Source organism: Paenibacillus sp. GM2FR, assembly GCF_002803325.1.
Taxonomy (GTDB): domain Bacteria; phylum Bacillota; class Bacilli; order Paenibacillales; family Paenibacillaceae; genus Paenibacillus_AQ; species Paenibacillus_AQ lautus.
This window is the reverse complement of sequence record NZ_MKZM01000008.1, coordinates 379,670-405,301: the sequence shown is the minus strand read 5'-3', so window position 1 is coordinate 405,301 and position 25,632 is coordinate 379,670. Positions and strand designations below refer to the sequence as shown.

Here is a 25,632-nt window from a genome sequence, read left to right as displayed (position 1 = left end):
AGTATCGCTTAAGAAAACTGGCGGTTCTTAACCTTAACCCGCGCAGTTCCCTTATTCGAATTAATAGATAGTACCGAAACAGCCCCACCGGTTACCGTGGCTGCATTGATAGACAAGCCGTCGGCAGCCAATACGACACCAGCGACACCAGGAACAAAACCAGCTGCAGGCGTACCGGAATAAGCAGCCTCGTACCAGTCGCCCTCACGTGCCAGGATGATCTCTGTTTCTTTGTCGGTACCGGCTTCAACATTTGAGGTCAGGAAACCGGCAATCGGATCCGTAGGTGCAGCTTTCGTGACTCTACCGGAAACGATCTTGACTGCTTCACCTGCATAACCTGCCTCGTTATCGGTCATCAGGAATTCCGTGATTCTCGTCGGATCCTTACCGTAATCGTTGTATACATAGCTGAATCCTTGCGGCATTGTGTACCGCCTCCTTATCGTTTAAAGTTTTTGGAATACTTCTTTGCCCTTGAAGGATCAAGGTCAAACATACTGAACGCATCGGCCAATTCTTGCGGCACCTCCGGCTCCAAATCCGCCGGCGTTTTCGTCTCCACCCTGGCCCGTTTATTCAGGCGTTGGTTACGAAGCACAGATTGTTCTGTGCGCTTGCGCTCCTCGGCAACCAAGCTATCCCGGTGCACCAATTCATACGCATCGATCGGATCGTATCCACGCTCAAGCCTTGAATGCATTTCTGGTGTTAACCACGGCGCTGTTCCCCCGTCCGGATTGACTTGATCGGCCAGCTGCGGATATTTACGGAAGAGGTTTTCCCAGCCTTGCAGGAGCTGCTGCTGAGTTTGTTCCTGCTGCCGAAGCTGCTGTTCTTGCTCGCTGCGCTGGATAACATCTTTGGCCTGTCTGATCAGCGGATGATTGTCCAGGTATTTCTCCATGGAATCTGGATCAATTCCAGCATCCTCCGCCTCTTGGCGAAGATGGGCTTTGAGCTGATCGAATTGATGTTGCTGTTGCTGGACTGCTTCCTGTTCGATCTTGTCCAGGTTAGCAATCAGATCGGCGTGATCCTTATACCCTTGATGACGGGCTAGTCGATCCAGTGCCGTTTCATACTGCTTCGCCCGACCCTCGATCTTGTCGTAATTCAGACCCTTCCGAGCACGAGACTCAAGCTCTTCCTCGGGGATCAGAACATCCTGGCCGTTATACTTCACGATGAGGCCCTTTGGCTCTTTGGGTTGACCGTTTTCGCCGTCTATGGGGGGATCAGCTTCCTCGTCGTCCAATTCATCCTGGGGATCCTCGTCGTCGCCTTCTTCCGATTCGGCCTCCGGATACTGAAGATCGAACGCTTCGTAAATACTTCTCATTTCCTGTTCTTGCTCGTCAGCCTGTGGGTGGGCGGACTCGACTTGCTCACCTGGGTTGGTGGATGGGTCATTTACATCAAACATGGGTTATCCTCCTATTCCGCTATGGGTGGCGGCAGAAATTAATAGGCCAGAGGATTCTCACCGCTGGCCCGAACGCATAAGGTCATTGGCGACCTTTGCGGCTTCAAGATTCATTTTTTGTTGCTGAATGGTTTGGTCGAAAGCTTGCTTCTGATGATCTCCTTCTTGGATCGCACCCTGCAACTCGGCAACCTGCTGTTGAAGTCCTTGGTTCTCTTGCATTGCTTGTTGGGCCTGCTGCATTTGTTGTTGCATCTGTTGTTCACGTTGCGCTGCTTCTTCAATTCGGGCTCGAATGACATCCATCGGCTCCATACGCCCGGTTTGAATGACATAGGCAACAGCCTCCGCGTCAGCCATCGGAAGCTTGGTTATCGGATCCACCATATTAATGAGATTGAATACAAGCTGGAGCCAATACTCGCGGTCCTGCGGCTTATCGACTCCGATATGAACGGTTATATCAAACTCAGGCAGATATTCCTCTTTGACTGGCAGCACCGTCTCGCCTGTATCAAACTCAGAAGCGGCTTGGGACATGATCGCATCCCGGCTCATAGCCACGGCACGGCCTGTCACACGGGCAATACGCTCATCCGTATAAAACTGAGCGATCAATTCAATGTACTGTGCAAAGACTTCCTCCAGCGCTTCCTGGATCATGTCCGACACTGTATTAAGCCTGGTTCCTGCGGCAGCCATGAGCGCTTTAGCCTGCTCACCTGATTTGACGTTCGGGTTAGCCGCTCCATTCGCGCTATCGAACTGACCTGGGATCTTCTGCAGCATGTCGTCGTAATACTGGAGTAAATTAAATAAGCTGCCTGGGACATTAATCCCTTGCAGCTCTTTGACATCATTTAATCTTCCCTGCGCAACAGGTAGCATGGCTCCTGGCTGGCTACGGCGCTCCTGCCATGTTTGTGGTTTCGTGATTGCCCCGTCTTCATACATCACGCCGCCGTTCCCTTGTCTGGCCATCGTCTCGACTGCGATCTCCGCATATTTGTTCTTCATGATCTGCGGCTTGATCATGTCACGCATGAAACCTTTGCCCCACGCGCTGCTCTCATCGGGATACAGCGTGCGTGCCACGAATGGATATTTACCATGGTCGTATACATAGGCTTTGTGCTCCAGGAACACACCTGACGTACTAACGTAGATGCAATGCACGCCGTCCATGCGCCCCTCAGCCTTGGCAATGTATTCTGCTGGATCAATCCCTTCTGCCAACTTCTCTGCAGCCATCTCCGTGAACAGATCGTTATCTTCCTGGCTCACCGTTTTGGGAAGACCCCGGTACCAGTATTCAATAAGACCTGCGGTCTGGCGTTGATCGGAAGTCCGCTTGTAATCCCCCTCGCCATAATCATTGGCGAATACATCGTCATCCGGATTGTTGTCCGGCTCAACCTTGGCCCCTTGCTCTGGCCAGCGCTCATTGAAATACTCCATGGTGCAGGTTGTCTTGACGATGATAGCCCCCATATCCTGCAGATAGATGAAATCCCGAATACGCGGATCTGGGAAGAAGCTGCCGAGGTCCACTGGCAGGATATCGTTACGGCCTTTGTAGCGGTTCATGCCTCTGCCGCCCTCGACCGTCGGATCAAATACCGTCTTATAGATCAGTGGGCCATGGATGACCATACGCCGGATCGCCCGGACATGTTTGGATTTAAACTTGATGGCTCGTAACTCATTCGGCATATAGTCGTTTAAGTCACGGGCCTTTTCTTTGTCCGACTCTTCAACAGGAGCAAAGTCAGGATAAGGCATCCAACCCGTAAGCTTTCCGACAATCGCCTCGATCTGCGAGAAGGTGATATTCTCAACCGCATTGGGCCGTAGCCGGCTGGCTGCTTCGCTTCGAAGCCCGTACCAATGATCTCCCATGTAAAACCGCTGCTCTTCTTGCCAGTACTTCTCGATAGGCTGCCGGGCTGCCTTATAAACGTTGTAATCCTCCATGACCGTGTCGTACATATGCTGCTGCTCGGGTGTGTTGGGGGCGACCGTTTCCGTCTTGGCCGTTGACTCCGTAAACACGCCCCTGAATTTCTCAAGAAGGGAACTCATCAGGCCTCATCCTCCAAATCCGGAACATCATACCAGCTCTTCAGCTTACGTCCTTCTTGCAGTACTGGTTCTGGAGGCCGTTCGATGCGTTCTCGGTGAGCCAGGTAGGTTTCGTTATCCCTGAACATCAGCCGATCCGTCAGCTCTTTTATCCTGTCATTCTTGTATTGAAGCTCCTTGAAGAGCAAAATAACCGGCGGAGCAAAGGCAATTAATGCTATAACCAGGACGGCCCAGGTCTCCATAAAGCTCACTTCCTCTCATGTATAAATGCTGTATATCGTAAGGAATACGAATAAACTGAAATCCCTCAACCATGCGGCTTTTCGGCTTTCTGCATACAATATGCATAAACACTTTTCAGTACAAAACAAATAAACCCTTATGTATCAAGGGTTTGCGGTAACAGACTATTTCACAAAACCTTGTGTTTTGTACACATGTCTTGCATAAACATTGAATAATCGACCTTACCAGAATCCTTCAACTTCTGACATATCGTCGTCATCGTCATCAAAGTCCTGCCGGCGATCTTTCAGTTCATCCGGATTAGCTGACCAGGCTCCGGTCGCTTTGCTTGGAGTGTGCCTGCTCATGCACCAATAACGCAATGCATCAGGTATGTGATCCAATGGGTGCGCGGCAACGTCTTCTACATGACGATCGTCATGAACCATGGCGGGGATCGCCTCGATCGCCTTAATACAAGTACTGAAAATCTTGAGTTTGGTATCTTTGTATCGGTTGCCCGTGACATGATCGATAGCATCATAGACGTGCAGCCATTCCCTCATGCGTTTCCAGCCGTTTACGCGTTCCTTCTTAGCCTGGATCAAAGGTACATTCTTCTGTGCGAATATCTCTGCTGGCGTGATGCGCTCCGTTTTGGATTTATTCCAGAAGCTCGTATCCGCCACATTATATTCGTACTCTTCTGTGACCGGGCTATTTAACCGGACAAGCTCCACCTGCTCAGATGTAAGCAGCTTCGTTTTAGCCAACTCCCGATAAAGGTACGCTGTCCCGTCTGGAGCCAAGGCGATCCATAAACATACAAAGGGATCCGTATAGCCTTCGTCCAATGCTCGGAACTTCTCCCATTCCTGGGGAATGTCGAAAGGCTCCACAACATGGATAGGCCGGCTAAACTCACCGAAGTACTGACCTGCAAACGTGTCCCAATCCCCGTCGAGGAGTTGCTTTCGTTCCTGTTCAGGCAGCTGCATGAGTCGCACGATATAGTTTGGATCAGCTTCCAGCAGCGCCGGGTTATCTTGTACCTTGGCCGGAATGAAAATACGTCGAGAGATAACCGGCTCCCCGGTATCCGGGTGAACCAGCGGATCTCCTTGATCATCTGTTTCCTGAACCTCATGTACCTTTTCCCATTCACCGATATCGATGAATCGCTTCTTCACCCACGCATGTCCTATGCTCCCGGGGTTGGTCGTTGACTTAACATACCTCGGGTACGGCGTGGATCCACGAAGCCGGGATAGCATGAAGGTGTACCAGCCTTCTTCAAAGTGCGTCAGCTCTTCCCAGCGAATGACGTCATACTCAGCACCAGCATAATTGGCTTTATGCATATCGGAATCAAAATAGGCCAGTTCGATAACTGACCCATTGGTGAATAGCCATTCATGTTTTGATTGGTTGTACTTCCCGAGCTCCTTGGGGTAGACCACAATCGTCCTAGCGATAATGGAACGCTGGAGATCAGGAAATGTCCGCCGAAAGATAATCTGACGGCTGCCTGGATACTGCAGGGCATATTTCAAGGCGTCCCATATCGTGGCTTCTGACTTGCCGCCGCCGGCAGCTCCGCCATAAAGCAGCTCATCGATATCGTTTGTCTGGTGATAGACCTGCTGTCTGGGCTGTGGCTTGTAGGGGATTACGATACGGTTACTCATCGTTCGTCATCCCCTTATCGAATATCACCTGCAGGGCTCCGCCATCTTTACCTGTAAGCTCCATCTTGTCGTTAAACATACCAAGGTGCCGCGCCACATTCTCCAAGGCCTTATCCTGATCCCTCATCTTGATTTCAAAACCTGACTGCGTCTGCTTAACGCCAGCGTACAGCATACGGGCCTGAGGGCTTAGATCCCGAGTATCCGTGGCGTGGATCTCTCCAAAGCCTTCACCATGGCAGCGAGGGCATTTAGGGTGCGGACGTAATGTTGAATCAAAACCATAGCCTCCATCATCCGAGGGAATTGGCTTCTCCATCGCCTGGGCGATCTGTACAGCGTTTAGATACTCATCCTCATCGACCCACTGATACGCATGGTCACGGCCAAAACAATATCGGCAGCAAACCCGGCGATGATAGATAAGATCATTCGGATCCGCGTTGGCAATCGTCCACCATCGTTCCAGGACCATATCAGCCGTAATCTTCGTTCGATCAGACCGTTTATCCATGGCTTCTTTAACCGCAGCGGCAATCTTAGGGTTCCTTAGTAACCGATGTCCCTCCACGCCTGCGGCATTATCGCTCTTCACGCTATAGCCTGCTGACTTATATGCACGAGTGGCATTGAGGTCAATCAGGTATTCCTGGACAAAACGCTCTTGCTTGGCCGTCAATGCCATCTCTATCAGCTCCTTTTACAGAATATAAAAAAAAGCACTCTTAATGGGCGCTCTCTTATCTCCATCCCCATAATCCACTCGCCATATAAATCGATATTGCGAATACTAATACAATGATAAACGGGGAACTTTTCCTTATCCCTTCAGATACAGCATATGTAGGGACTGCTTTGACAGCAATAAAACAAATCCCACCGGCCAAAATCGTGCATATTGCGGCTATTATAAATGGCCCTATTGTATCCCATAGCTGTGATTGGCTAATAAAGCTTAATGATTCCATGGTTCACCTCCTATGTTTACGAATTTCGACACTTAGGAAGGATTTCCTTCTTTCAGTGTCGAAAGAACTAGGATAAAAGGAGGTGTTTAATATGTCAACAACAGGTGAAAAGCCAGGAAAAGGGACCTATACCTGCACGAAGTGCAGCACTCGCGTAACACTTGATGACCACACAGACACGTTGCCACCATGTCCAAAGTGTCACAACACTGATTTCAGACCGTAAACCAAAGCAGCCACAAGGCTGCTTTTTAATTTCTAGCAACAGCCGCATTCGCCCAGAATACCGACTGTTCCAGATTCGTCATAGCAAGCGACTTCTCACGGCTGCCAGGAGCCAATTCATCGATCAGATAGGCAAGCTCTTTGGCCTTCTCTCGGATCGCCTGATAGATCTCCGGTTGTCCTGGCGTCGGGGCGTGATAACTGAAATTGTTCTCAATTTGTTCGTTCATGTCACTCATTCCTCTCTTTGAAATAAAAAGGGTCGCTGATATCTCAGCGACCTATAAAACACTATGATCCCCATTCCAGCAACTTACTAGCTAAAACTATTACAAGAAATAAAATCAGTGGGTAAACTGCAATGACAATATTTATAAGCAACTGCGTTTTATTATACCTCTTGATTTCAATATTAAAGGTTTTTGGGTCGCTCATCATGTAGTCGATGTCTAAGTGATTTTCTTTTTCTATCAGCAGCTTCTCGTAATCCCTATGCAACCCTTTTATAATTTCAGCATTTAAGTTTTCTTGATGAGCCTCTAATCGTTCTATCTTATTTAGAAGTATGTCCAAACTTTGATAGTTAGCTTCAAAATTACTTGCTCGTTCCTTATAATTTCTGATGTTTATATACATAGTGAAAAACGTTAAGGAGAGTGACAATATCAACAATGCCTTAGTGGCTACCAAAGCGCCAGGACCATCCTCAGTAATAAACCATATAGACAGTATTAATACAATTAGTGAATACACATGAGTAATTTTCTCATAGAGCTCATATTTTTTTCTTAACCTTCTTGATGCCATAATACGTGCCTTTCTTGTAATCTTCACTCTTCTTTTTAGATCCAGAAACACCGTTGTATCTGAAGCTGTGCCAACGTCTTTTGTTAATTCACTCATTGAGATCTATACCCCCAGGTTATATATCTTGTACATCTTTACTTTACGACAAGAATCGGGGAAATCCTCTCTCTTAGTAAAAACAAAATACCGCCTCGTTCCGAGACGGCAAAAAAGGGGAGAAGATAAAGATTTGAAAAATCCGAACGGCAGGATTTGAACCCACACTACTTACTCCCAAGGCAAGCGTGCTACCCAGCTACACTACATCCGGAAATTGGCACCAACCCCAGGATTTGAACCTGGATCCTCTGCTCTCTGTTTTGACAGGGGCCCCGCAGCGCTCTTACCGTCGAGCTATGTCGGTGAAATTTAAAAAGAGACGGCCGCCTAACGGCTCGTTTGGTCCATTGCCGACCGCCTCCTTACATGTAGGGCACAATATCATATTAACACGGTATATTTGGCCCTGTGGTTAACTTGATATATATGATTTGTCGCTCTTTTGTAACTTGTTTGTCTTCTTGCCCTATGATGCTAATCTGCAGAACTCCTCTATGGCTTTCTGCTGCCATTTGTAGAACGTTTGTCGAACGATATTAAACTCTCTTGCGGCTTCGCCCGGATCAACTCCATCCACGAATCTCATTCGAAGCAGTTTCGCATAATCTGGCTTATATTGTTCAAGGGCATCCAGCACTGTGTCAATCCGGTTCACTTCGGCCTGTAAATCTTGGAGCTCCGTCAGGCGCTCCATGATCTCCTCGATCCCATTCCGGATATCGTATCCTCTCGCCTCGATCACCTTTTGAATCTTCCGCCGCAGATCCTGCAGGAGCTCGGTGTCTTCTGGATCCAGCACTTGCACTGGCACGGCTTGCTTCTGTGCCTTGACGCCGGCAGGATATCGGGTCATATAAGCATGCGCTACATTCTCTAATTTCTGCTCGTATCCGGACAGATACATGTATGACGGCAGCCCTCTCAATTTGCGGTGAAGCTCCTGCAGCTGATCATCTTCATTCAGTCGGGATACGGTGATTCCAGCACCAACGCTATACGTCGATAGTGCCTGTATGCGGGCTTTCTTTTGACGGTATTGGGAAAGCTGCTCTATCACCTGTTGTTCTATTGTCATGATGCCTTCATCCTTTCTATTCTGGCTTTAACGGCTTCCATCAAGGCATCTTGCCCGGCAGCCTTACGTTCAAGCGCTGCCACGGCGTCCTCATCCATTGTCCCCTCGGCTACCAAGCGGATAACTACGATGTTGTGCCGCACACCTTGACGGTGAACCCTTGCAGTAGCCTGCTGGTCTTCTTCCAGGCTCCATATCTGATCAAACCAGACAACCGTCCGGCAGCTTGACTCTTGGAGATTCAGACCGTGACCGGCTGACTTCGGATGCAGAAGCAACAACGGGATCTCGTCATTATTCCAAGCCCGAATATCCTCATTCCCGTCTTTACCTTTCCGAAGGATTCTCGCTTGCGGGAATCGCTCTTGGATCCGCGACAGGCTATGCTTGAAATTGTAAAACACCATAACCGGCTTGCCGTTGGCTGCCTCGATCACGTCCTCCAGGGCGTCCAGCTTGGCTTCATGAATTAACTTAACGCCTCTTTCCTCGTCGTACACCGCGCCGCTAGCCATCTGCAGCAGCTTATTCGACAAAACGGCCGCGGTGTTCGCCACGACATCAGCATCTAAAAACGGAAGCAGCAGCTCCTTCTCCAGTTTCTTGTACATCTCCTGCGCTTTCGGACTTAACGAGATCTGGATCGTCCGATCAATCCGTTCAGGAAGCTCCAGCCAATCTTCGGCTTTCATGCTGACGGCAATATCAGAAATGGCCTCATATACCCGTTCCTCTGCTTCCTGCTTGGCCTTCCATTCGTAGACCACATGGCCGTTGCGGCTGCCGGGTGTAAAGTAACGATCACGATAACCTGTTATCGTCTTACCTAGTCGTTCCCCTTGATCGATCAGGTACATCGGCGCCCAAAGATCCATAAGGCTGTTCGGTGCCGGCGTACCTGTCAGGCCGATCACACGCTTCATCATTGGCCGGACCCGACGAAGGGCCTTGAACCGTTTGGCCTGTGGGTTTTTGAAGCTGGACAGTTCATCGATCACCACAGTATCAAACGGCCACTGACTGCCGTACTCGCTGACAAGCCACTCTACATTCTCCCGGTTGATCACGTAGATGTCCGCCTCTGCCTTCAAGGCTTTGCGCCGAACCGCGGCGCTCCCTAAAACCTTACTGATCCGGAGATGTCTCAGATGGTCCCACTTCTCAATCTCTCGGGCCCAAGTGTCATCTGCTACCCGCAAGGGTGCAATAACCAAGACACGACCAGCTTCGAAATAATCATTCAGCAATAAATCCATAGCGGTCAGGGTGCTAACGGTTTTGCTAACCCAAGCCCATCTCCAGCAGTAGAGCTATAAACGGCGTGTCCAGGATCCGCTGGGTTGCGTACTCCTGATATTGGTGTGGGATGAACTTCATTTGGCATCACCTCTCTTCTTTGCATGCCATGCTGCATGCTCACTTTGTGATGAAAATACTCTTAGATTATCCGGGCTTGGATTACGCCTGTTTTCATTTTCATGGTGAACTACCTCGCCCTGCTTCAACTTGCGGCCAATTTTCAATTCCGCTACTATCCTGTGAAGATGCCTGCCAAATAGTTTCGGATATGTTTTACCTTCGCCTTTTCCCAGATGCGCCTTTCGTATCTTCAACCTTGTCTCATAGGTCATTCGGGTAGGGTTTAATTCCTCATTCATCATTTTCAGATTACAGCTACGGTTGCAAAAATGACGCTTAGCTTCAAGGGTTCGGGCGTACGCTGGTCTCTCTAACTCAGTTCCACAATACGCACATTCGGTTATTAAGATAGTTCGCCGTCCTCTTTTCTCAATTTTCAAAACCCTCTCACCTCGTCTATAAACCGGTCAATGTCCTCGTTCGAATCAATTTTATAATGTCTGTGGCCCAGGCTAAGTAGCTTTTTCTTCCAACGCTCCTGTAAGGGCTCCAGTTGCTTGCCCGGCGCTTTCATCTCGACGTATATCGTTTGACCATTGGGTAGCAGTACCAATCGATCCGGTACTCCTCGGTTTCCTGGGCTTACCCACTTTGGCGCTTCCCCGCCGATCCGTTTGACTTCTCGGACCAGTCGGCGTTCCAGTGCAGATTCTCTCATATTTGCTCCTTTCGTCAGGTTGCCAAATTGCCCCCTACACGCACGTACTGCGTTTTTACGCGTTTAAGTTATATTTCCGTATCCCCTATATGGGTTAATTAATATTATTATTAAAATAGTAGAATTTACGGCAACCATGGCAACGATAGCCCTTCAACCCTTGGTACGATTGGGGTTTCCGTGGTTGCTGTAAAATTCACTTTTCGGCAAATCTTCGGCAACCTCGGAAACGGGTCACGGCAACTCGGCAACCCTCTCGGAAACCATTTAAGGCAACCGTTCAAATACCCTTTGAACACCATAACCACGAAGTTTTGCTTTACCCTTTCGTTCAACCCAACCCGGAATATTTCGCATGATATCCATTATTTCTTTTGCCTCCCAGGTACGGAGATCACCGCGCTTTTTACCAAGGCATTCCGTCCAGATCTGGGCTGCACAGACTCGATCCCGAAGGTCCTCGGTAGGCCGTCCCATTTCATCCTCTAATGGTGTATCAAGCCATTCCTGGATAAGTCCTTCCCGCGGATCCGTCTCCATATGCGAAGCTTGTTGGCGCTCCGCCTCCATGCGGGCCTCGTGATCAAGCTCCAAGGTTTCCCCCGCCTTAAACCAGCTCAAAACCTCCGCCCAGATTTGGCTTACCTCATCTTCGGTCAATTCGTCCCAATGGCTTTTAATCGCTCGATCCGGAAACACCTCTACGGGCCAAAAGCGCCGGTTCCCGGTTGCATCCCGGAGAAAATCACGGGTATTCGTTGTTCCAAAAAATACGCACTTCCGTGGGAACTCTGACACCTGCCGGTCATACGCCACCCGGTAACGGTCTTCGGTCTTGGACAAAAACGCCTTGACCTCTTCGACCTCGGTCTTCTTCATGGCAGACAGCTCGCCGATCTCGAAGATCCATCCGCTCTGCAGGTGCTCGCCGGCTTCCTTGTTTTCAAATGTCCGTAAGCTGTCGCTAAACCATTCCCGGCCCAGCTTTGCCAGCAGCGAGCTCTTACCTGCCCCCTGCGGCCCTACCAGAACTAGCATCTGGTCAAACTTGCACCCAGGGCGATAGAGTCGTGCAACGGCCGCAAGCAGCATCTTCCGCGTAGCCTGCCGGGTGTAATGCGTATCAGCTGCACCCAGGTAGTCGATGAATAGCCTCTCAGCACGCGGCACGCCGTCCCAAGTTGCACTCTCCAGGTACGCCTTGATCGGATGAAACGTATTCCGATGCACAACCTCGGTAAATGCATTCTGAATGGTCTTGGCCGAGTTGATCCCGTAAACCTTCGCAAACCAGTGCTGAAGCCGTTTGTCGTCAGCTCCTAGCCAAGGCTCATAGGATCGGCCCGGGCGTTCAGGATCCCGCCATGGCAGCGGGCGCCGGATTACCTCGGAATTGCCAAAAGCATCGTAAGCCAGGACGTTCTTCCACGGCCCATGCGTCAACATGATCTCAATATTTCCCGCCGTCGGCAGCGGCTGCCCCGTCTTGTGATGGAGCTCAAGCTTCGTCTCCCATTCTTCCTCGTCAGGATCCTCTTCGTCATCGGGGAAGTCATCCGCCATTTCGGCGAAATCGGCCTGGCGCTCAGCAAGGGCCAGCTTCTTGACCTCCGGCCGTTGCGCCGCCCACTGCTCCATGGCCAGGTGACTCGGCTTCTTCGCATCTGGCGTATGGTCCTTGACATGCTCATCCAGATGACCGAATTTGTGCACCCGGACGAGATCAAACAGGTTATAGGTCCGACCATCTGCCACGGGGTCGCTATCCTGGTGCGAGAAGGCGAGATCCTGATCTGGATAAATCTCCAAACCGTTACCGCTCGAGCCCCGGGTATAAGTGTATCGGTTCGGCATCGAGCCCTTGACGTACACATCCGAGAGGAATGTGTCAATCCCCTCCTCGATCGTGAACGCCCGGCAGAACAGGCCGATGGTGCCAAATTTCTCCCGCGGATCCTGTGCTCTCTTGGCGGCCAGCTGAGCCGGTGCCTTATCCTCTGGATGCCGCGGCCAAGCCATAACGTCTCGCCAATCCTCATATTCGTTCAGCAGCCGGTCTACGATGAGCGGATCCCCTTCATACACCTCGAGTACTGGATCCGCGTCCTTGCTGCAGCTGGGAAGGTACATGAGCCGGTGCACATCAAAGGTGGTCTTGTCGAAGTAGCTCATGCCGATCTGCTCGGCTAGCTTTCGGCTGACGGCTGCATATTCGTCCGGGCTCATGTTGCGATCAGCCGGAACAATAAGGCGGTATTTCGGCTTCTCCGGCCTGTGGCTATGCGTAGAGTAGACGGCATAGGCAGTTCCGCCCAGCACGAGCTCCGTGCAGAAGAGGAAGTCGTCGTCTCCCCGATCGACGTCCAAGGTAATCATGCTGCGGCTATCCACGTTCTCTTTCTTTCGCCGCCCCGTCCGGACGAGCCCGCCGACAAAAGCCGGCCCGTCCTTGACCTTGCCGCGGGTGTTGTTGTTCATCTTGTCGTATTGGGCCATCGTCTCTGCTGTCCGCCGGACCTTCCGCAGCCGGTCCACGAACTCTTCCCAGGTCAAATATTCAGTTTTCCAGTTCGTATCGGCCCGGTGCTTGCCGAAGCTAATGTCCAGTTCCTGCATGCTGCCACCTCAATTACGTTTCTATTTCGATAACCGGTAAATCCGTTAGCAATTCCTTTTGATAAGGCGGTAACTCGTAGAGCTCGATAAAGCCCCGGTCTTTGCTCCTTGAATTGACATAATGAAGAATAATGAGAACGGGCTGGGGGCCCGACCAGGTATCCATACTAATGTTCCAGCGCCTGTTCTTCAGCGAGTGAATGAACCGGCGAAGCATTTCATAGTTAAGCGTGATTGAGCTGCCATTGATCTCCAGAATAACCGGATCGCCCTTCACGTCTCGGATCCGCACGCCGACTTTACGACGCTGAGCCTGCAGCTGTTTATTAGCCCTTTGCTTGGCTGCTTTGCTCAGTGATTTCTCTTCAGCTGTAAGAGGTCTCATTCTGGCACCTCCTTCAGCAAAGGCCGCATACTCTCGTTAATCCTAAAGAGTCTTTTATGGCAGCTATCACAGTACGCATATTTACCGCTTTTGTGCTGTAGAGAGTCGTACATTTCGCTATTCTCGCCTTCTGATCCATCAAAATTAATTCGGTAATGAATGTTTCCACTTACTTGCTGCTTAACATAGTACGATTCATCGTTACCGCAATGAGGGCATTGCTTGTCTTTGTTATTCATGGGATACATCATCCTTTACAAATCGTCTCGCAAACTGTAACTGCTGTTCGATATATGAGTCCGTTGACTTTCCGCCCATGGCCAACCAATCACCTATTCGCTGGTTAATGTCCTGAAGCACTACCATAGGTAACTGATTCGATATCTTTAAAATCTCGTCCAATGGATTCTCCATAGCGGCTTATCCTCTTTTCTCCCAGATCTCCACTTCTACCGGCCCGCAATAAAAGCCACCACAGCCCGGGCACAAAGGTTCTTCGATCTCATCATCCTTCTTCTGTTCAAGCGCAAATCGCTGTTTGCAATCGTCGCACTCAAAAGCTTCCCATTTCATGGCGCTTCACTCCTCAAAACGTTTGTGCTTTCGCTTTCTTGGTGGTGGCTCCGGCAAGGTCAGATAGACCTCGCCGATCAGCTCACCGTTCTCGTCGTAAATGAACTCCCACGGGATACCTTCAGAATAAGGATCAAACATAGTCACTCACCAATTAGCCGGTTAACATACCATGCCGCCTTCTGCAGGTCCTCCCGGCCGTTCTTGTATTTCCAGCGCCAAAGGTACTTAATAGCAGCTCCAGTGCTGTATGCTTCCGGACCGGATAACCCGGCCGTCGCCGCCTCGATCGCATCGATGCACTCAATATCACCGCGAGTGTAATGGAGAGGATGGTTCACCGGATCAGATGGCTCCAGCAGAACTGCAGGTAATTTCTTAAACTCCTCCAAGTTACGTTTGTATTCTTCGCGTTCTTGCAGCAACAGGTCATATTTGTCTTTGAGATTGCAGTTTGCCTCCCGGGACAGTGACAGCTGCCGCTTGAGATCGTAAATTTTGCTCACTGCTTGTTCCAGCTCCGAACGAACCTTGGTCAAATCCTCTTCAAGAGCGCTTTTCTCTTTCTTGAGCATTTCCGTGGTTTGTTGGTAGACTTCCGGCTTAACGGCATCGTTTTGCTGCATATCCTTCTCTTTCATGACAGGCTCCTTCGATTCCGACAACATATCCTGGGCCTTTGCCTGAGTGATCCCCTTAAGGTCCCACTTTTTCACCCAATAATGGATGCTGTTATATTTGAGGCCCCAGGCCTTTTCGATACTTGACAGTGTTTCACCCTTTGCGACTTCCTCGATCAGAATTTCCTTCGTGAGCCCACTTCCCGGGCCGTCCTTTACTGCAGGCATAGCAATCGTCTCCTTTGAATATCGCATTTTAGCCCGGCGTCGCTGTTCCGAATCCGTTTTAGAAATCATGACACCGACTGGTAATTTTCCCTTTTTATCAGGTACAGGCAATGCTCGATACTTTGCTAATTCCTCTTCTGATAGTTGGTACCGGATAACCTCACCGTGTCCCAAGGACTTAAGTTCGTTTTCTCGCTTTGGTATTGATGTGTTATATTTCTCGCCTACTCTTGGCGCCACTTGATCACCCCATCAATCCTTTTTATAAAAATCCGCCTCGAACGCTTCGGCTCGGAGCGGAAGCCCCGGCGCCCAATCAATCGGCTGTCCCATAATCTGCGTAATCTCCTGCAGGGAATCAAATTCTTTCGACTCATCCACGATTACCTCATCGTGGACGTGCATCCGGATCCGGAACCCGGCAGCATCCAAACGGAGCATGCTGACTGCCAAGCAATCCCGGCTGATCGCCTGGACGATGTTCTCCACAAGTTTCGGGCCGTAGGTATCGATTCTCCCCCAGGTCTTCTTTGTTTGGTCCACGCCGTCATACACTAGAGCCGGCTTATCGAATTTCCCGTCAACGATCCGCGGATTTACGTAGGATAGCCGGCGTCCGGACGGCAGCCGTATGAAAAGATATCCTGGCTCATAGTAGAACGTAAGGCCATACTGCAGCTTTACCGCTCGACGTTCCTCGACTGCCGTCATGGCTGCCCGGTCTACATCCCACCACAGCTTCGTGATTTTCGGATTCGCGGCGCGCCAGGTCTTAACAAGAGGCGGGAGCTCATCTTCCGTCAGCCCCATTTTGAGTGCGCCCATCGATTCCAATGCGCCCACACCGCCGCCGTAACCAAGGGCGAGCTCCGCGATCTTCCCTTTTTGCCGCAACTCCTTCGTGATCTCCTCGAGAGAAAGGTTAAACATCTGCGCCGCAGAAGCCTCGTAGATCTTGCCGTGAGTCTTGAATACCTCAAGCCGCCAGTGCTCGCCGGCAAGCCAGGCTATTACCCGGGCTTCGATCGCTGAGAAGTCCGATATAATGAATCTGGATCCGGGCGAAGGAATGAAGGCCGTTCGGATCAGCTGAGACAAAACGAACGGCGGTGCCCCAAACAGCATTTCCAGCAGCCCATAATCCCCGGACAGCAGAAGGTCCCTTGCAAGCTCCAAATCGGGGATCTTGTTCTGCGGAAGGTTCTGCACCTGCACCAGTCGGCCCGCCCAGCGCCCCGTCCGGTTTGCTCCGTAGAATTGAAGCAGTCCCCTAACGCGGCCGTCCTGGCATCGTGCGCGCTCCATGGCTTCGTACTTCTTGACCGAGGTCTTGGCCAGCTGCTGCCGCAGCTTGAGCATGTCACGGGCTCGGTCGCTCTTAACTTCCTTTATCAAAGTCGGAATCGTGTCTTTGGTCAGGCCATCGATCTGGATCCCTTCCTCTTCCTCCAGCCAGGCTTTCAGCTGCGCCGGACTATTCGGATTATCCAGACCCGTGAGCTCCTTGGCCTCCTCGATCGTCCTCTCCTTAAAGGCGTTATCGCATTCAATAGCCCGTGCCGGCAAATCCGGATGAAGATAAATCCCGTTATCATTGATTCTCTGGTCCAAAGCCCAAAGCTGATGTTCAAAGTCCGAAATCTCGTATTTTTCGATTGCTTTGCGAACAGCTCGCTCGGCCTCTACGTCTTGGCGGTTATAATCCTTGTACTGCTGCCACTTCTCGGGAGCATGATACGGAAGGTTACGCGTCCTCCCACCGTTCGCCTTCGTAGGCTTACACGGCGTTGAGAAGTACTTGATCAAAGCTTTCCCAGCACTGTCCTTCTGCTGGTCAACCTTCAAGACCTTGGCCACGCCGTCCAGATCCCCAGGAAGCCCCATGGTCAGGGCGTGAACGCTTGAGCATCGCCATTGTTCCGGCGGCATCGGCACACCTAGATGCTTAGCCAAAGCTGTCCGTTCGAAGTTGGCATTAAAGGCCGTCTTGATAATCCCTGGATCGGTGAGGGCTTTCAGCACATCGCCAGGCAGTTCTTCGAAATCCGTAAAGTCGATTACCGTTACTGGATCGTCGTCCCAAGCGTAAGCAAATAAGAGAATTTCAAAGTCAGGAGCCTCAACGTAGGGATAGACGCCTGATTTTTTAATGTCTACGCTGCTGTATGTTTCAAGGTCAATCTGCAGTAGTTTCATATCACTTTCCCACCATCGAGAGTATTTGCGGTTATAAAAAGGGGCCTGTTATCCAAGCCCCTCCCAAAGAAGTAAAATGATTAGTTCAAGAAATCGTCATCGTCGCTAATATCAACAATGTCGTCAAAATCCTCATTCGCGAAGTCATCATTCACACTGCTACGACCGCCAAGGAAGTCACCGTCCTGCACCTTCACGATGTTGTTAAGCCCTGCAGCGACGCCACGGTTTCCTTTCGCGTCAAACGGGTAGAAGTTGAGGCTGACCTTTGCGTAGCAGCCGGAATACACTTCAGTGCTGTCCGTGATCTCCTGGAACTTGGTTTTGCCGTTTCCATCCTTACCGATCGGCTTAGCGATCCCCGGTTTGTTTTTGCTCGAGGCGTTCAAGAAGTAATGGCCTGCATACGCTTCATCATCTGGCCGTTCCTCGTCACCGTCACGCAGCGGCGTCTTGCAGTTTGCTGGGATCTTGCCACCCCATTTACTCTTTCCGAGCTCCTTAGCAGCGTCAACTGCAGCCTTGATCTTGCGAAGCGTCTCCTTATCGGACTTCGGGATCAAGATCGCCGTACTGTACTTCATATCCCCACTATCGTTCTCTTGCGGTTCAAAAACGTGAGTGTAAGAGAGACGTACCTTACCAGTAATTACTTTGGTTGATTGATTATCGATTGCCATATTTGTTTGAGCTCCTTTATTGGTTTTATTTTTGAGCGGGCAACTTGGATGGGGTTTTTCCTTCCAGGGATGCACCCCGATTTGTCCCTTTCCAAGCCCGCAGTAGTAAACAGATGAAATATATCCAACACTCTTCGACCGTAAATGCTTGCAACTTTTACACAGCATCTGAAAAATCTTCGCTAGCGAAATCATTTTCAACGCTGTTCAGCTCGGGCCGCTTGTCGGTTTCCGGAACAAGAACCGGTTTGCCTGGCGGCTTTACGATCAGGCCGTCCAATATTTCTGCCAGCTCCTTCTTACCGATCTTCTTCTCCAGATCGCCGATACCAAATAACTCTTGGGGTTTGAGGTACTTATCAGGATCGATCTCAGCGGCCTCCAACGCAGCCTTCGCGGCGTCCTTATCTGTGATCGACCGGTTACTACGACCCTCCACGAGCTTCCAGGATGGAATCTTTACGCCGGTTTTAGCCTGCTCGAAAGCGTAATCCTCAACATCCTTCGCCCAGGCCTTCAGCTGCTCAGCCACCACCAGAACCGAACCGATCTCATCCAAGGAAAGAAGCGCCGGATCCTGGAATTCATACGCTAAGGCTTTCATGTTCTCCTCGGCCCGAGCACGACAGTTCCCCTTCACTTTGCACCAGCGGCAATGGCCGCCTGCCTTGTATTCACCTTCGCCAGCATCAGCCAGGGCGGCCGCAGGCTTGACGACTGTCTCAGCCCAATCCAGGAGCTCACCAAGCGGCAGCGTATCGGTGCTGACGCTATCCAGGCGCGGCTGAACGATCGTAATGCTGACCTCATGGATCGAATAAAGATAATTCCAATTCGACCAGGCACCTAGACCGTACAACCGGAGCTGAGGGTTACCGATCGCACTGACCGGTACGCCCTTTCCGTATTTGAGATCTATGACCTCCAGGACGCCGTCCGAAATGAGCACAACGTCACCGGTACCGTATCCATCAGGCACCCACTCCGTAAAGTCCAGGCGCTCCTCCAGCAGAATAACCGCATCAGATGAACGGGCCTTGGCTGCCATGAAATGCTCCTCTACGACCTCCACATAGGCAGCCACAGCGTCCTCCATTTCCGGTCCGTAATAGGAGTTGTTCTTCTTAAAATCTTCCACGGCCTTATCAAGTCGTTTTCGCTCAGCCGCATTACAAGGTGTTAGCCTCCGGCGTAGGATCAACTCGGACAGCTCATGGGCCGCGGTCCCTTCATCGGCAAACTCGCTACGCTTGTCTGGGATGCTCTCCTGCAGCCGGGCGCTGGGCGGACAGTTTATCCACTGATCCGCCTTAGATGCACCCAATAAGGCGTGAGCGCGTTCAGCATGTGCTGGCTGGGTCATAGCGCCTCCAGCTCAGCCATGAAGGCGATCCGTTTCTCTTCTGGGACATCCGATATCGACGCGCTTTCAAACTTGCCCAGCAGTTCTTTGATGGCCGGCTTCTTCTTAGCATCTTTGCCGACTTCCTGCGCTTTGGCCCGGAGCTCAACTACAGTTGGAATATCCACTTCCTCGGTGTCGCCGTCCGTCTCTACTTCGTCTTTGGGGGCTGTCTTAACCGGCTCTTCCTTCGGCTGTTCTTTCTTCACCTCGTTGGTTTTACGAGGTCGCTGTCTAGGCTCTTCCGAAACGGTAGCAGACGGAGCAGCTGCCCCGCCGAATGCAGCGGACAATGTAGCAAATTCCTCTATTGCTTGTGCGGCGTTATCGCCGTTAATCGTAATTTGAACGGGCATGTATAAGTCCTCCTGATAATTGAATTAGTTGTTCTTGCTTAACGCTCAAAGTGTTCAACAACCGACTTGATACAGTCTGTGCAGACCAACTTGGATTGGAAAGGCTTTAATTTTTCGGGTTCTGTCTCCCCACAGATGAAGCAGCCCGGAGCATATTTCTTGAGGATGATCTTGTCACCCTCGCTATAGATCTCCATAGGGCTCCCATCGGCGATGTCCAGCACCCGACGCAGCTCCTTTGAAACAACGACGCGGCCGAGAGAATCAAGATAACGAACAATTCCAGTAGCTTTCATATTGCTTCTCCTTCCAGCCAGTGATAAACTGGCTTTAATATGCTGATTGTTTGTTTTGCAGTTTGACGGGTCCTAAGCCGTTCAAGCTGCATTTTTCTTTTTAAGCCTTGAAGCTAGGTTAATGTATTGCCGACGGTACACTTCCCGAAGCAGCGTAGACTTGGTTGTCTCGATCAGCTCCATCAGGTTCTTACAGCTGCGGATCCGTAACCTCTTGTTCACTCTCCTGTTTCACCTCCCTTCCTGCGATAATGGTTACGGCGCCGATCTTCTCGACCAGACATTTCCCCGAACAAACCAGTCCATGGCCGATCTTTGTCACCGGCTGTCCGAAGAAGATCTCCTTGCCGCATATCTCATTAGCGCAATAATCAATGACTTCATCTTCCACTGCTAGGTCCAAAACCTTACTCATATTGGCTCTCCTTTCTGTAATGCATCTTTTCTTGTTCTTTCTTCCAATGATCTATCGAGGCTGAGCTAAACAGTAGTTTCGGTCTACCCCTACCAGTAGAGCTGAGCGGTATGTGTGGTATAAGCTTATTAGCGCAAAGTTTATAAAGCATCTCAGGAGAAATCCCGATATAAGGAGCCGCTTCGTTCACGTCCATAGTTACATCTGGTCTGCCAATTGACTCAGTTTTCAGTTGTTCAATAATAGTAGGGAGAAGCTTCTCCGCTACTCTTTCAGCAATGGCTTCCAAGAAATCTGTAGCAGCTTTCTCACCGATCATTTCGCTCACCTACTTTTGATAAATAAATTATCATTCATGTTAAAAAAATATTTCCAGAATAATCCTATCGCTAGTTGACGATAATATTATTATCAATTATAATACAAAACAGATAATAAAATTATCGCTTTGGGCACACTTAAACAAGACTAAGATTATCAAAGAAATCTGGGAATAATTCTTCAACTGGTTCACCGAAGTAATTTGAGAACTTGAACATCAAATCCCTGCCAGGAGTATAGGTTCCATTCTCGATCATACGAACGTAAACCGTTGAAATTCCAAGTTCAGAAGCAACTAAAGACTGAGAGCCTTTAGACTTACGACATTTTTTTAAAAGTTCTCTTTTTGCTCTCTTCACATGCACACCTCCTTTGTGTACTTCTGATTATATTTGATAATTTAATTATCGTCAACCCGTTTTGATAATTTTTTTATCATTAATTTTTCAGGAGGCTAAACCATGAAAATCGGAGACAGATTAACACAACTAAGAAATAAGAAAGGTCTAACCCAAGATCAATTAGCGGAAGCTCTAGGCGTGAAAAGAGCCAGATACAATTCATGGGAAAACAATATCGCTAAACCAGATATTGAAATGATCGCTAAGCTTGCTGCGTTACACAAAGTATCATCGGACTACATTATAGGCGTTGACACCCCCGCCCCTGAGTGGGCGACTTACAAAGATAAACGCGACTTTAAAAATATGCTGGAAGATAATGCTGAGGTGATGTTTGACGGTGTGCCAATTTCTGATGATGACAAGGAAAAAATAAAGAGAGTTATGGAGGCCATGTTTTGGGACGCTAAAAAGAAAAATAAAAGGAAGCCGACTGAGTAAAGCCTCTGGAGGTTATCAGCTATGAAAGATATTACAACTAAACTAGTAAAAAGGCATAAAACAAACTGCCCATTTGCCATAGCACGTGAATTAAATATATCCATTTCCTTTGAAGATTTAGGCGATGACACCAGAGGTTTTTACTACAGAGTACTTAGGCGCCGCTACATTTGTATACATAAAGATTTATCAGATGAATGGAAAAGGTTCGTGTGTGCGCATGAATTAGGTCACGATAGACTCCACAAAGGTGTAAGTCAATTTTTTGTGGACGAACATTCATTTTTCCTACCAGGAAAACTAGAACGACAGGCCAACCAATTCGCAGTAAATCTTCTACTTCATGGAGTCACTTTTGATGAGAACGACACTGTCGCATCATTACTCGCCAGAACTGGCATACCTTACGAGATGAAAGATTATATAGGGGGACGCTGATAAAATGGCAGACTATGAACCTAGAGGGGAAAACTCGTGGCGGCTTACTATAAGCCTTGGCAAAGGGCCGAACGGAAAAAAAATAAGAAAAAGAAAAACAGTGACCGTTGAGGATCCTGCTATTTTAAAATCGAAAAAAAAGCTTGATCAATACCTTAATGAAGAGTGGTTAAAATTCAAAATTGAAGTTGAAGCCGGGGCATATATTGACGCAAGCAAAATGAAATTTTCTGATTTTGTAAACGAATGGAGAGAGAAGTACGCTTCTAATCCTAAAAATCTTTCCCCGACAACATTAGAAATTTACGAAGTACACATTAAGTCAAGAATCATTCCGGCATTCGGGCATATGCGTATTGATCAAATCAATGCAATGAAAATCGTGACTTTCCTCAATAATTTAGAAAAACCCGGATCTCGCTTAGATGGACGTGAGGATCCTCTCGACGCCAGCACTATAGGTTATATTTATAGAGTTCTTAAAAACATCTTTGCACGGGCGGATGAGTGGAACGTAATAAAAGAAAATCCTATGAACGGACTATCTAAACCAAAAGAAAAAGATGCTAAAACAAAAATGTTAGAACAGCGTAAAAATCCTCAATTCTATGATGAAAAAGAAGCACAGTTAGTTGTTGATGCGTTATATAAAGAAAGCAGAAAATGGAGGTTGCTGATTCTCGGATCAATGATTGGCGGATGCCGGCGCGGAGAACTGATAGCTCTTGAATGGCAGTTTGTTAATTTTGAAGATGGATACATTGAAATCGATAACAATATCCCGTTAACCAAAGATGGGAAAGCTGTTGAGAAGGCACCAAAGTCAACGGCATCATATAGGACTATTGATATGCCAGATTGGTATATAGACGAATTGAAAACATACTATCGGGAGTGGCTCTTAGAGAAAAAACATCTGGGCACAAAATGGTTAGGAGAAGATCGCCAGTTTGTTTTCCACAATGGAAAGGGGCAGCCCTATTACTATAAACATCCATCTCGTTGGTGGGAACGATTTTGTAAACGCCATGATATACGATATATTAAATTCCATGGTTTAAGACATAGCATGGGGACATTGTTATTAGAAGATGAAGATGAAAGTAACTTCGACTCAATATTAATCGCCATACAAAGACGAATTGGGCATGCACGTCTTTCCACCACATCAGATATTTACGTACATGTAACGAAAAAAGTAAAACAAAGAACTGCCGGTAAATTCGATAAATTTTCACGGAAGACAGAATCTAATCTGGGGTCCGTTGGGGTCCCTTTGGGGTCCAACATGAGACAATAGGACATAAATCGAGACTATTAAAAACAAAATAAGATTTGTAAAAACCCTTGTGTGACAGGCTTTCCCGGTCTTTAAGCGATTCAAAACAAACAAGCAAGCTTCCTTGACAGGGTAGGGGTCAGTGGTTCGAGCCCACTACAGATCATAGCCTAGAGCCCTTGCGTAGCAAGGGCTCTTTTCTTTTTCATTCGCAACTATTAGCTCTAAAAATTAAGTGAGGGTAGGTAAAATGAGTTTTTTAGAAGCTATATCGGCTGAAGATTGTATGTATGTCGAACGATATATTATTGCAGTTGGTTATAGCTGCATATGAACGCGATTGTTGTTATATAGAAGCGAATCTGAAAACACCTGAACATATGTCGATACAATAAAATTAGCTGTAGACCGAGCATTGTACGCCAGACCATTTTTACCATCCTCAATTTTGTTCAATCTATGGTGAGCTGACCTAGCAGAGGCCAGTGCTTCTGCTGATGTTTCGTTAGCATTAATCGCTCTGCCTAATTTTCCATCCATGTTGTCCACCTTCGTTTCTACTCTGGTGATTTTTTAGCATTTCGGACTGTACACCGTCCATACCCTTTCCCCCATTCTCTCTAAATAGAACAAATTATTACGCATATAAAAAAAGCAGGCCACATATGACCTGCTTACGTTTAGGTTAATCTCACTGTAAAGTTTTTGCTTTTGAAACAACTACAGAACCCTCTTTTGTTACCTTGCTTTTAAAACTCCAATTCTTTAACTTCATCGCTGGCTTTTCAATAAAATGCCACGACAAGAATGCAAGCCCGAGGACAACAGGGATACTAATTAATATGTTTGCAATCACTGGTATCCCAGCACCCCAAAGATAAGTTACTGTTTGTTGTACAGGAAATGCGTAAATGTATATACCATAAGATAAATCACCGCGCTTCCCAAAATTATGGAATCTAATTTTATTATGGTATGAAAGATAAAATATCAGATATCCACCACAAACAGTAAACACATCGATCAAACCACCAAACTTAATGCTAGTGATAATTAACACCAACGATATGAGTGCATACCATTTATTTAATGGTATCTTATCCCTATATGAATATACCAACATACCGCTTGCAAAAAAGGGAAACAAGTCAATGAGTGATGGGAGATAAACCCAACTTATGTTTTCTGGGACATACGATCTAAAAAAAAGTCTACCGTAAATTGAAAAGACAAATAAAAACAGAAGAATTTCTTTTCTTTTTAAGGCGCCAAATATTCCGATTACTGCGACAATTGCATAACACAAAATTTCGTAAGGGATTGTCCATAACGACCCATTAATAGAGTTATTAAATGAGAATGTATCTTCAAAAACACCTGGCAATGTCCAATGCATCGGAAACATGAAAACCACTTTTAAGTATTCATATGTTCTTTCGTCGCCTAAATAATCTTTCATAGACAGAGTAGTTACTATGGGACCAACAACAAAAACACAAAAAAACGTAGCTGCAATTAACCCAGGGTAAATACGCAATACTCTAGATTTAGTAAAGGTCCAAAAGTTATTTGACTTGTCGAAGCTTTGAGTTACTAGAAAGCCGCTGATAGTAAAAAATATGGCTACAGCCATTGATCCTAAATCCCACTGTCCATTCGATAATTTTGAAAACAACTCGCCGTTATGAGCAGTCAGAGGATAAGCATGAGAAAAAATCACTAAGACAGCTGCCAAAAACCGCATGATGTTGTAGTTATTGCTTTTATGCGATAACTGTATCTGACTTCCTACCGTTTGTTCTTTACTGATAGTAATTGCCCCCTAGCTGATGTTTGTTCACAATCATAATTATCAGCTAAGGAGGCTAAAAATACCATATATTTTTTTATGTTTCTGGTTTCTATTTTCCACCTATCTCTTCTACTCCTGGGTTTGTTTATCAGCACGAACAAACTTCTATTTTCCTCGATTTTCCATCCTGAATAATCTCTAACAATTTCACCTCCTGACCAGGGTAAAAAATTCCAACCGCCGTGATAACCTAATTGGAAACACTGTGCTCAGTATCACAACGATAATCGGTTTGAAATACAAGTATAAAAATTCTTTATTTTGGATCAACAAAAATGGCACCCTGCCAGCATTATGCTGGTAGGGTTTTGCTTGTTCTATATTATAAAGATCAAATCTCGATTGATCTTACAAAATCTAACACACTTCGACATATAGATCTGTAGATCAACAAATCGAAACATCCATTATTGTTCATAATATCCCAATGTAATCCAAAATCACTATATACTCGGTGT

The 25,632-nt window shown here is 48.0% G+C and carries 32 protein-coding genes, 2 tRNA genes and 1 pseudogene; 4 read left to right on the top strand and 31 right to left on the bottom strand.

Annotated features, from left to right (window positions below):
* Window positions 1–8: 8 nt before the first annotated feature.
* From PAEVO_RS01930 to PAEVO_RS01900, 7 genes are all read right to left on the bottom strand, one after another.
* Window positions 9–428, bottom strand: a complete 420-nt coding sequence (locus PAEVO_RS01930) for a hypothetical protein (RefSeq protein WP_100536043.1) — start codon at window positions 426–428, stop codon at window positions 9–11.
* 14 nt (window positions 429–442) lie between these two features.
* Window positions 443–1,426: a hypothetical protein gene (locus PAEVO_RS01925; RefSeq protein WP_100536042.1), complete on the bottom strand. Its 984-nt coding sequence runs from the start codon at window positions 1,424–1,426 to the stop codon at window positions 443–445.
* 57 nt (window positions 1,427–1,483) lie between these two features.
* Window positions 1,484–3,508, bottom strand: coding sequence for a portal protein (locus PAEVO_RS01920; protein WP_100536041.1), 2,025 nt, complete (start codon window positions 3,506–3,508; stop codon window positions 1,484–1,486).
* Window positions 3,508–3,753, bottom strand: a complete 246-nt coding sequence (locus PAEVO_RS01915) for a hypothetical protein (protein WP_100536040.1) — start codon at window positions 3,751–3,753, stop codon at window positions 3,508–3,510. The genes PAEVO_RS01920 and PAEVO_RS01915 overlap by 1 nt, the downstream gene beginning before the upstream one ends.
* A gap of 225 nt (window positions 3,754–3,978) precedes the next feature.
* On the bottom strand, window positions 3,979–5,424 hold the full coding sequence (locus PAEVO_RS01910; RefSeq protein ID WP_100536039.1) for a terminase large subunit domain-containing protein: 1,446 nt from the start codon (window positions 5,422–5,424) through the stop codon (window positions 3,979–3,981).
* Window positions 5,417–6,109, bottom strand: coding sequence for a terminase small subunit (locus PAEVO_RS01905; protein ID WP_100536038.1), 693 nt, complete (start codon window positions 6,107–6,109; stop codon window positions 5,417–5,419). Before PAEVO_RS01905 ends, PAEVO_RS01910 begins: the two co-directional genes overlap by 8 nt.
* A gap of 55 nt (window positions 6,110–6,164) precedes the next feature.
* Complete coding sequence (locus tag PAEVO_RS01900) at window positions 6,165–6,392, bottom strand: hypothetical protein (protein ID WP_100536037.1); 228 nt, start codon at window positions 6,390–6,392, stop codon at window positions 6,165–6,167.
* A gap of 91 nt (window positions 6,393–6,483) precedes the next feature.
* On the opposite strand from PAEVO_RS01900, the gene PAEVO_RS34850 reads away from it, so the two are divergent.
* Entirely contained in the window at window positions 6,484–6,618 is a 135-nt protein-coding gene (locus PAEVO_RS34850; protein WP_100536036.1) for a zinc ribbon-containing protein, read from the top strand.
* Between the two features lie 25 nt (window positions 6,619–6,643).
* Here the strand turns inward: PAEVO_RS34850 and PAEVO_RS01890 are convergent, their stop codons facing one another.
* The 22 genes and pseudogenes from PAEVO_RS01890 to PAEVO_RS01795 form a co-directional block, all read right to left on the bottom strand.
* Entirely contained in the window at window positions 6,644–6,847 is a 204-nt protein-coding gene (locus PAEVO_RS01890) for an Acb2/Tad1 domain-containing protein (protein ID WP_100536035.1), read from the bottom strand.
* 61 nt (window positions 6,848–6,908) lie between these two features.
* Window positions 6,909–7,520: an SLATT domain-containing protein gene (locus PAEVO_RS01885; RefSeq protein ID WP_100536034.1), complete on the bottom strand. Its 612-nt coding sequence runs from the start codon at window positions 7,518–7,520 to the stop codon at window positions 6,909–6,911.
* 141 nt (window positions 7,521–7,661) lie between these two features.
* Window positions 7,662–7,734: transfer RNA gene (locus PAEVO_RS01880), tRNA-Pro, on the bottom strand.
* Between the two features lie 4 nt (window positions 7,735–7,738).
* Window positions 7,739–7,827, bottom strand: a tRNA-OTHER gene (locus PAEVO_RS33645).
* 162 nt (window positions 7,828–7,989) lie between these two features.
* On the bottom strand, window positions 7,990–8,598 hold the full coding sequence (locus PAEVO_RS01875; protein ID WP_100536033.1) for a GumC domain-containing protein: 609 nt from the start codon (window positions 8,596–8,598) through the stop codon (window positions 7,990–7,992).
* Window positions 8,595–9,975 (bottom strand): annotated as a pseudogene (locus PAEVO_RS01870) (SNF2-related protein). The gene PAEVO_RS01875 and the pseudogene PAEVO_RS01870 overlap by 4 nt, the downstream one beginning before the upstream one ends.
* A complete protein-coding gene (locus tag PAEVO_RS01865; protein WP_207797438.1) occupies window positions 9,972–10,256 on the bottom strand; it encodes an HNH endonuclease in 285 nt (94 codons plus the stop codon). Before PAEVO_RS01865 ends, PAEVO_RS01870 begins: the two are co-directional and overlap by 4 nt.
* Window positions 10,257–10,393: 137 nt before the next feature.
* Window positions 10,394–10,675 (bottom strand): VRR-NUC domain-containing protein, encoded by a 282-nt coding sequence (locus tag PAEVO_RS01860; RefSeq protein WP_100536031.1) that lies wholly within the window; start codon window positions 10,673–10,675, stop codon window positions 10,394–10,396.
* 267 nt (window positions 10,676–10,942) lie between these two features.
* The gene (locus PAEVO_RS01855) at window positions 10,943–13,291 is read right to left on the bottom strand and encodes a virulence-associated E family protein (protein ID WP_100536030.1); all 2,349 of its coding nucleotides are present in this window, start codon (window positions 13,289–13,291) and stop codon (window positions 10,943–10,945) included.
* A gap of 13 nt (window positions 13,292–13,304) precedes the next feature.
* The gene (locus PAEVO_RS01850; RefSeq protein ID WP_100536029.1) at window positions 13,305–13,676 is read right to left on the bottom strand and encodes a hypothetical protein; all 372 of its coding nucleotides are present in this window, start codon (window positions 13,674–13,676) and stop codon (window positions 13,305–13,307) included.
* Window positions 13,677–13,907: 231 nt separating this feature from the next.
* Window positions 13,908–14,090: a DUF6877 family protein gene (locus tag PAEVO_RS01840; RefSeq protein WP_100536027.1), complete on the bottom strand. Its 183-nt coding sequence runs from the start codon at window positions 14,088–14,090 to the stop codon at window positions 13,908–13,910.
* 6 nt (window positions 14,091–14,096) lie between these two features.
* On the bottom strand, window positions 14,097–14,249 hold the full coding sequence (locus PAEVO_RS33640; protein ID WP_165789603.1) for a hypothetical protein: 153 nt from the start codon (window positions 14,247–14,249) through the stop codon (window positions 14,097–14,099).
* 6 nt (window positions 14,250–14,255) lie between these two features.
* Window positions 14,256–14,396, bottom strand: coding sequence for a hypothetical protein (locus tag PAEVO_RS33635; RefSeq protein ID WP_165789602.1), 141 nt, complete (start codon window positions 14,394–14,396; stop codon window positions 14,256–14,258).
* Window positions 14,393–15,097: a DUF3310 domain-containing protein gene (locus PAEVO_RS34080; protein ID WP_207797437.1), complete on the bottom strand. Its 705-nt coding sequence runs from the start codon at window positions 15,095–15,097 to the stop codon at window positions 14,393–14,395. The genes PAEVO_RS33635 and PAEVO_RS34080 overlap by 4 nt, the downstream gene beginning before the upstream one ends.
* 252 nt (window positions 15,098–15,349) lie before the next feature.
* Window positions 15,350–17,293 (bottom strand): DNA polymerase, encoded by a 1,944-nt coding sequence (locus tag PAEVO_RS01830; protein WP_100536026.1) that lies wholly within the window; start codon window positions 17,291–17,293, stop codon window positions 15,350–15,352.
* 80 nt (window positions 17,294–17,373) lie between these two features.
* A complete protein-coding gene (locus tag PAEVO_RS01825) occupies window positions 17,374–17,973 on the bottom strand; it encodes a DUF2815 family protein (RefSeq protein WP_100536025.1) in 600 nt (199 codons plus the stop codon).
* A 157-nt stretch (window positions 17,974–18,130) separates the two neighbouring features.
* Window positions 18,131–19,336 carry a DUF2800 domain-containing protein gene (locus PAEVO_RS01820; protein ID WP_100536024.1) on the bottom strand — a complete coding sequence of 402 codons (1,206 nt, stop codon included), beginning with the start codon at window positions 19,334–19,336 and terminating at the stop codon, window positions 18,131–18,133.
* Window positions 19,333–19,731 (bottom strand): hypothetical protein, encoded by a 399-nt coding sequence (locus PAEVO_RS01815; RefSeq protein ID WP_100536023.1) that lies wholly within the window; start codon window positions 19,729–19,731, stop codon window positions 19,333–19,335. Before PAEVO_RS01815 ends, PAEVO_RS01820 begins: the two co-directional genes overlap by 4 nt.
* 38 nt (window positions 19,732–19,769) lie before the next feature.
* Window positions 19,770–20,027: an AbrB/MazE/SpoVT family DNA-binding domain-containing protein gene (locus PAEVO_RS01810; protein ID WP_100536022.1), complete on the bottom strand. Its 258-nt coding sequence runs from the start codon at window positions 20,025–20,027 to the stop codon at window positions 19,770–19,772.
* A 190-nt stretch (window positions 20,028–20,217) separates the two neighbouring features.
* A complete protein-coding gene (locus tag PAEVO_RS01805) occupies window positions 20,218–20,442 on the bottom strand; it encodes a hypothetical protein (protein WP_100536021.1) in 225 nt (74 codons plus the stop codon).
* Complete coding sequence (locus tag PAEVO_RS01800; RefSeq protein ID WP_100536020.1) at window positions 20,435–20,761, bottom strand: helix-turn-helix domain-containing protein; 327 nt, start codon at window positions 20,759–20,761, stop codon at window positions 20,435–20,437. The genes PAEVO_RS01805 and PAEVO_RS01800 overlap by 8 nt, the downstream gene beginning before the upstream one ends.
* Window positions 20,762–20,900: 139 nt before the next feature.
* On the bottom strand, window positions 20,901–21,122 hold the full coding sequence (locus PAEVO_RS01795) for a helix-turn-helix transcriptional regulator (protein WP_100536019.1): 222 nt from the start codon (window positions 21,120–21,122) through the stop codon (window positions 20,901–20,903).
* Window positions 21,123–21,224: 102 nt separating this feature from the next.
* Here PAEVO_RS01795 and PAEVO_RS01790 point away from each other — a divergent pair, with 102 nt between their 5' ends.
* From PAEVO_RS01790 to PAEVO_RS01780, 3 genes are read left to right on the top strand one after another with little or no spacing between them, the layout of a single operon-like run.
* The gene (locus tag PAEVO_RS01790; protein ID WP_100536018.1) at window positions 21,225–21,605 is read left to right on the top strand and encodes a helix-turn-helix domain-containing protein; all 381 of its coding nucleotides are present in this window, start codon (window positions 21,225–21,227) and stop codon (window positions 21,603–21,605) included.
* Window positions 21,606–21,626: 21 nt separating this feature from the next.
* Window positions 21,627–22,043 (top strand): ImmA/IrrE family metallo-endopeptidase, encoded by a 417-nt coding sequence (locus PAEVO_RS01785; RefSeq protein WP_100536017.1) that lies wholly within the window; start codon window positions 21,627–21,629, stop codon window positions 22,041–22,043.
* Window positions 22,044–22,047: 4 nt separating this feature from the next.
* Window positions 22,048–23,343 (top strand): tyrosine-type recombinase/integrase, encoded by a 1,296-nt coding sequence (locus PAEVO_RS01780; RefSeq protein WP_100536016.1) that lies wholly within the window; start codon window positions 22,048–22,050, stop codon window positions 23,341–23,343.
* A gap of 297 nt (window positions 23,344–23,640) precedes the next feature.
* Here the strand turns inward: PAEVO_RS01780 and PAEVO_RS33630 are convergent, their stop codons facing one another.
* Both PAEVO_RS33630 and PAEVO_RS01775 read right to left on the bottom strand, forming a co-directional pair.
* Window positions 23,641–23,862 (bottom strand): hypothetical protein, encoded by a 222-nt coding sequence (locus PAEVO_RS33630; RefSeq protein ID WP_165789588.1) that lies wholly within the window; start codon window positions 23,860–23,862, stop codon window positions 23,641–23,643.
* A 151-nt stretch (window positions 23,863–24,013) separates the two neighbouring features.
* Window positions 24,014–25,066 carry an acyltransferase family protein gene (locus PAEVO_RS01775; protein ID WP_100536015.1) on the bottom strand — a complete coding sequence of 351 codons (1,053 nt, stop codon included), beginning with the start codon at window positions 25,064–25,066 and terminating at the stop codon, window positions 24,014–24,016.
* Window positions 25,067–25,632 lie beyond the last annotated feature (566 nt).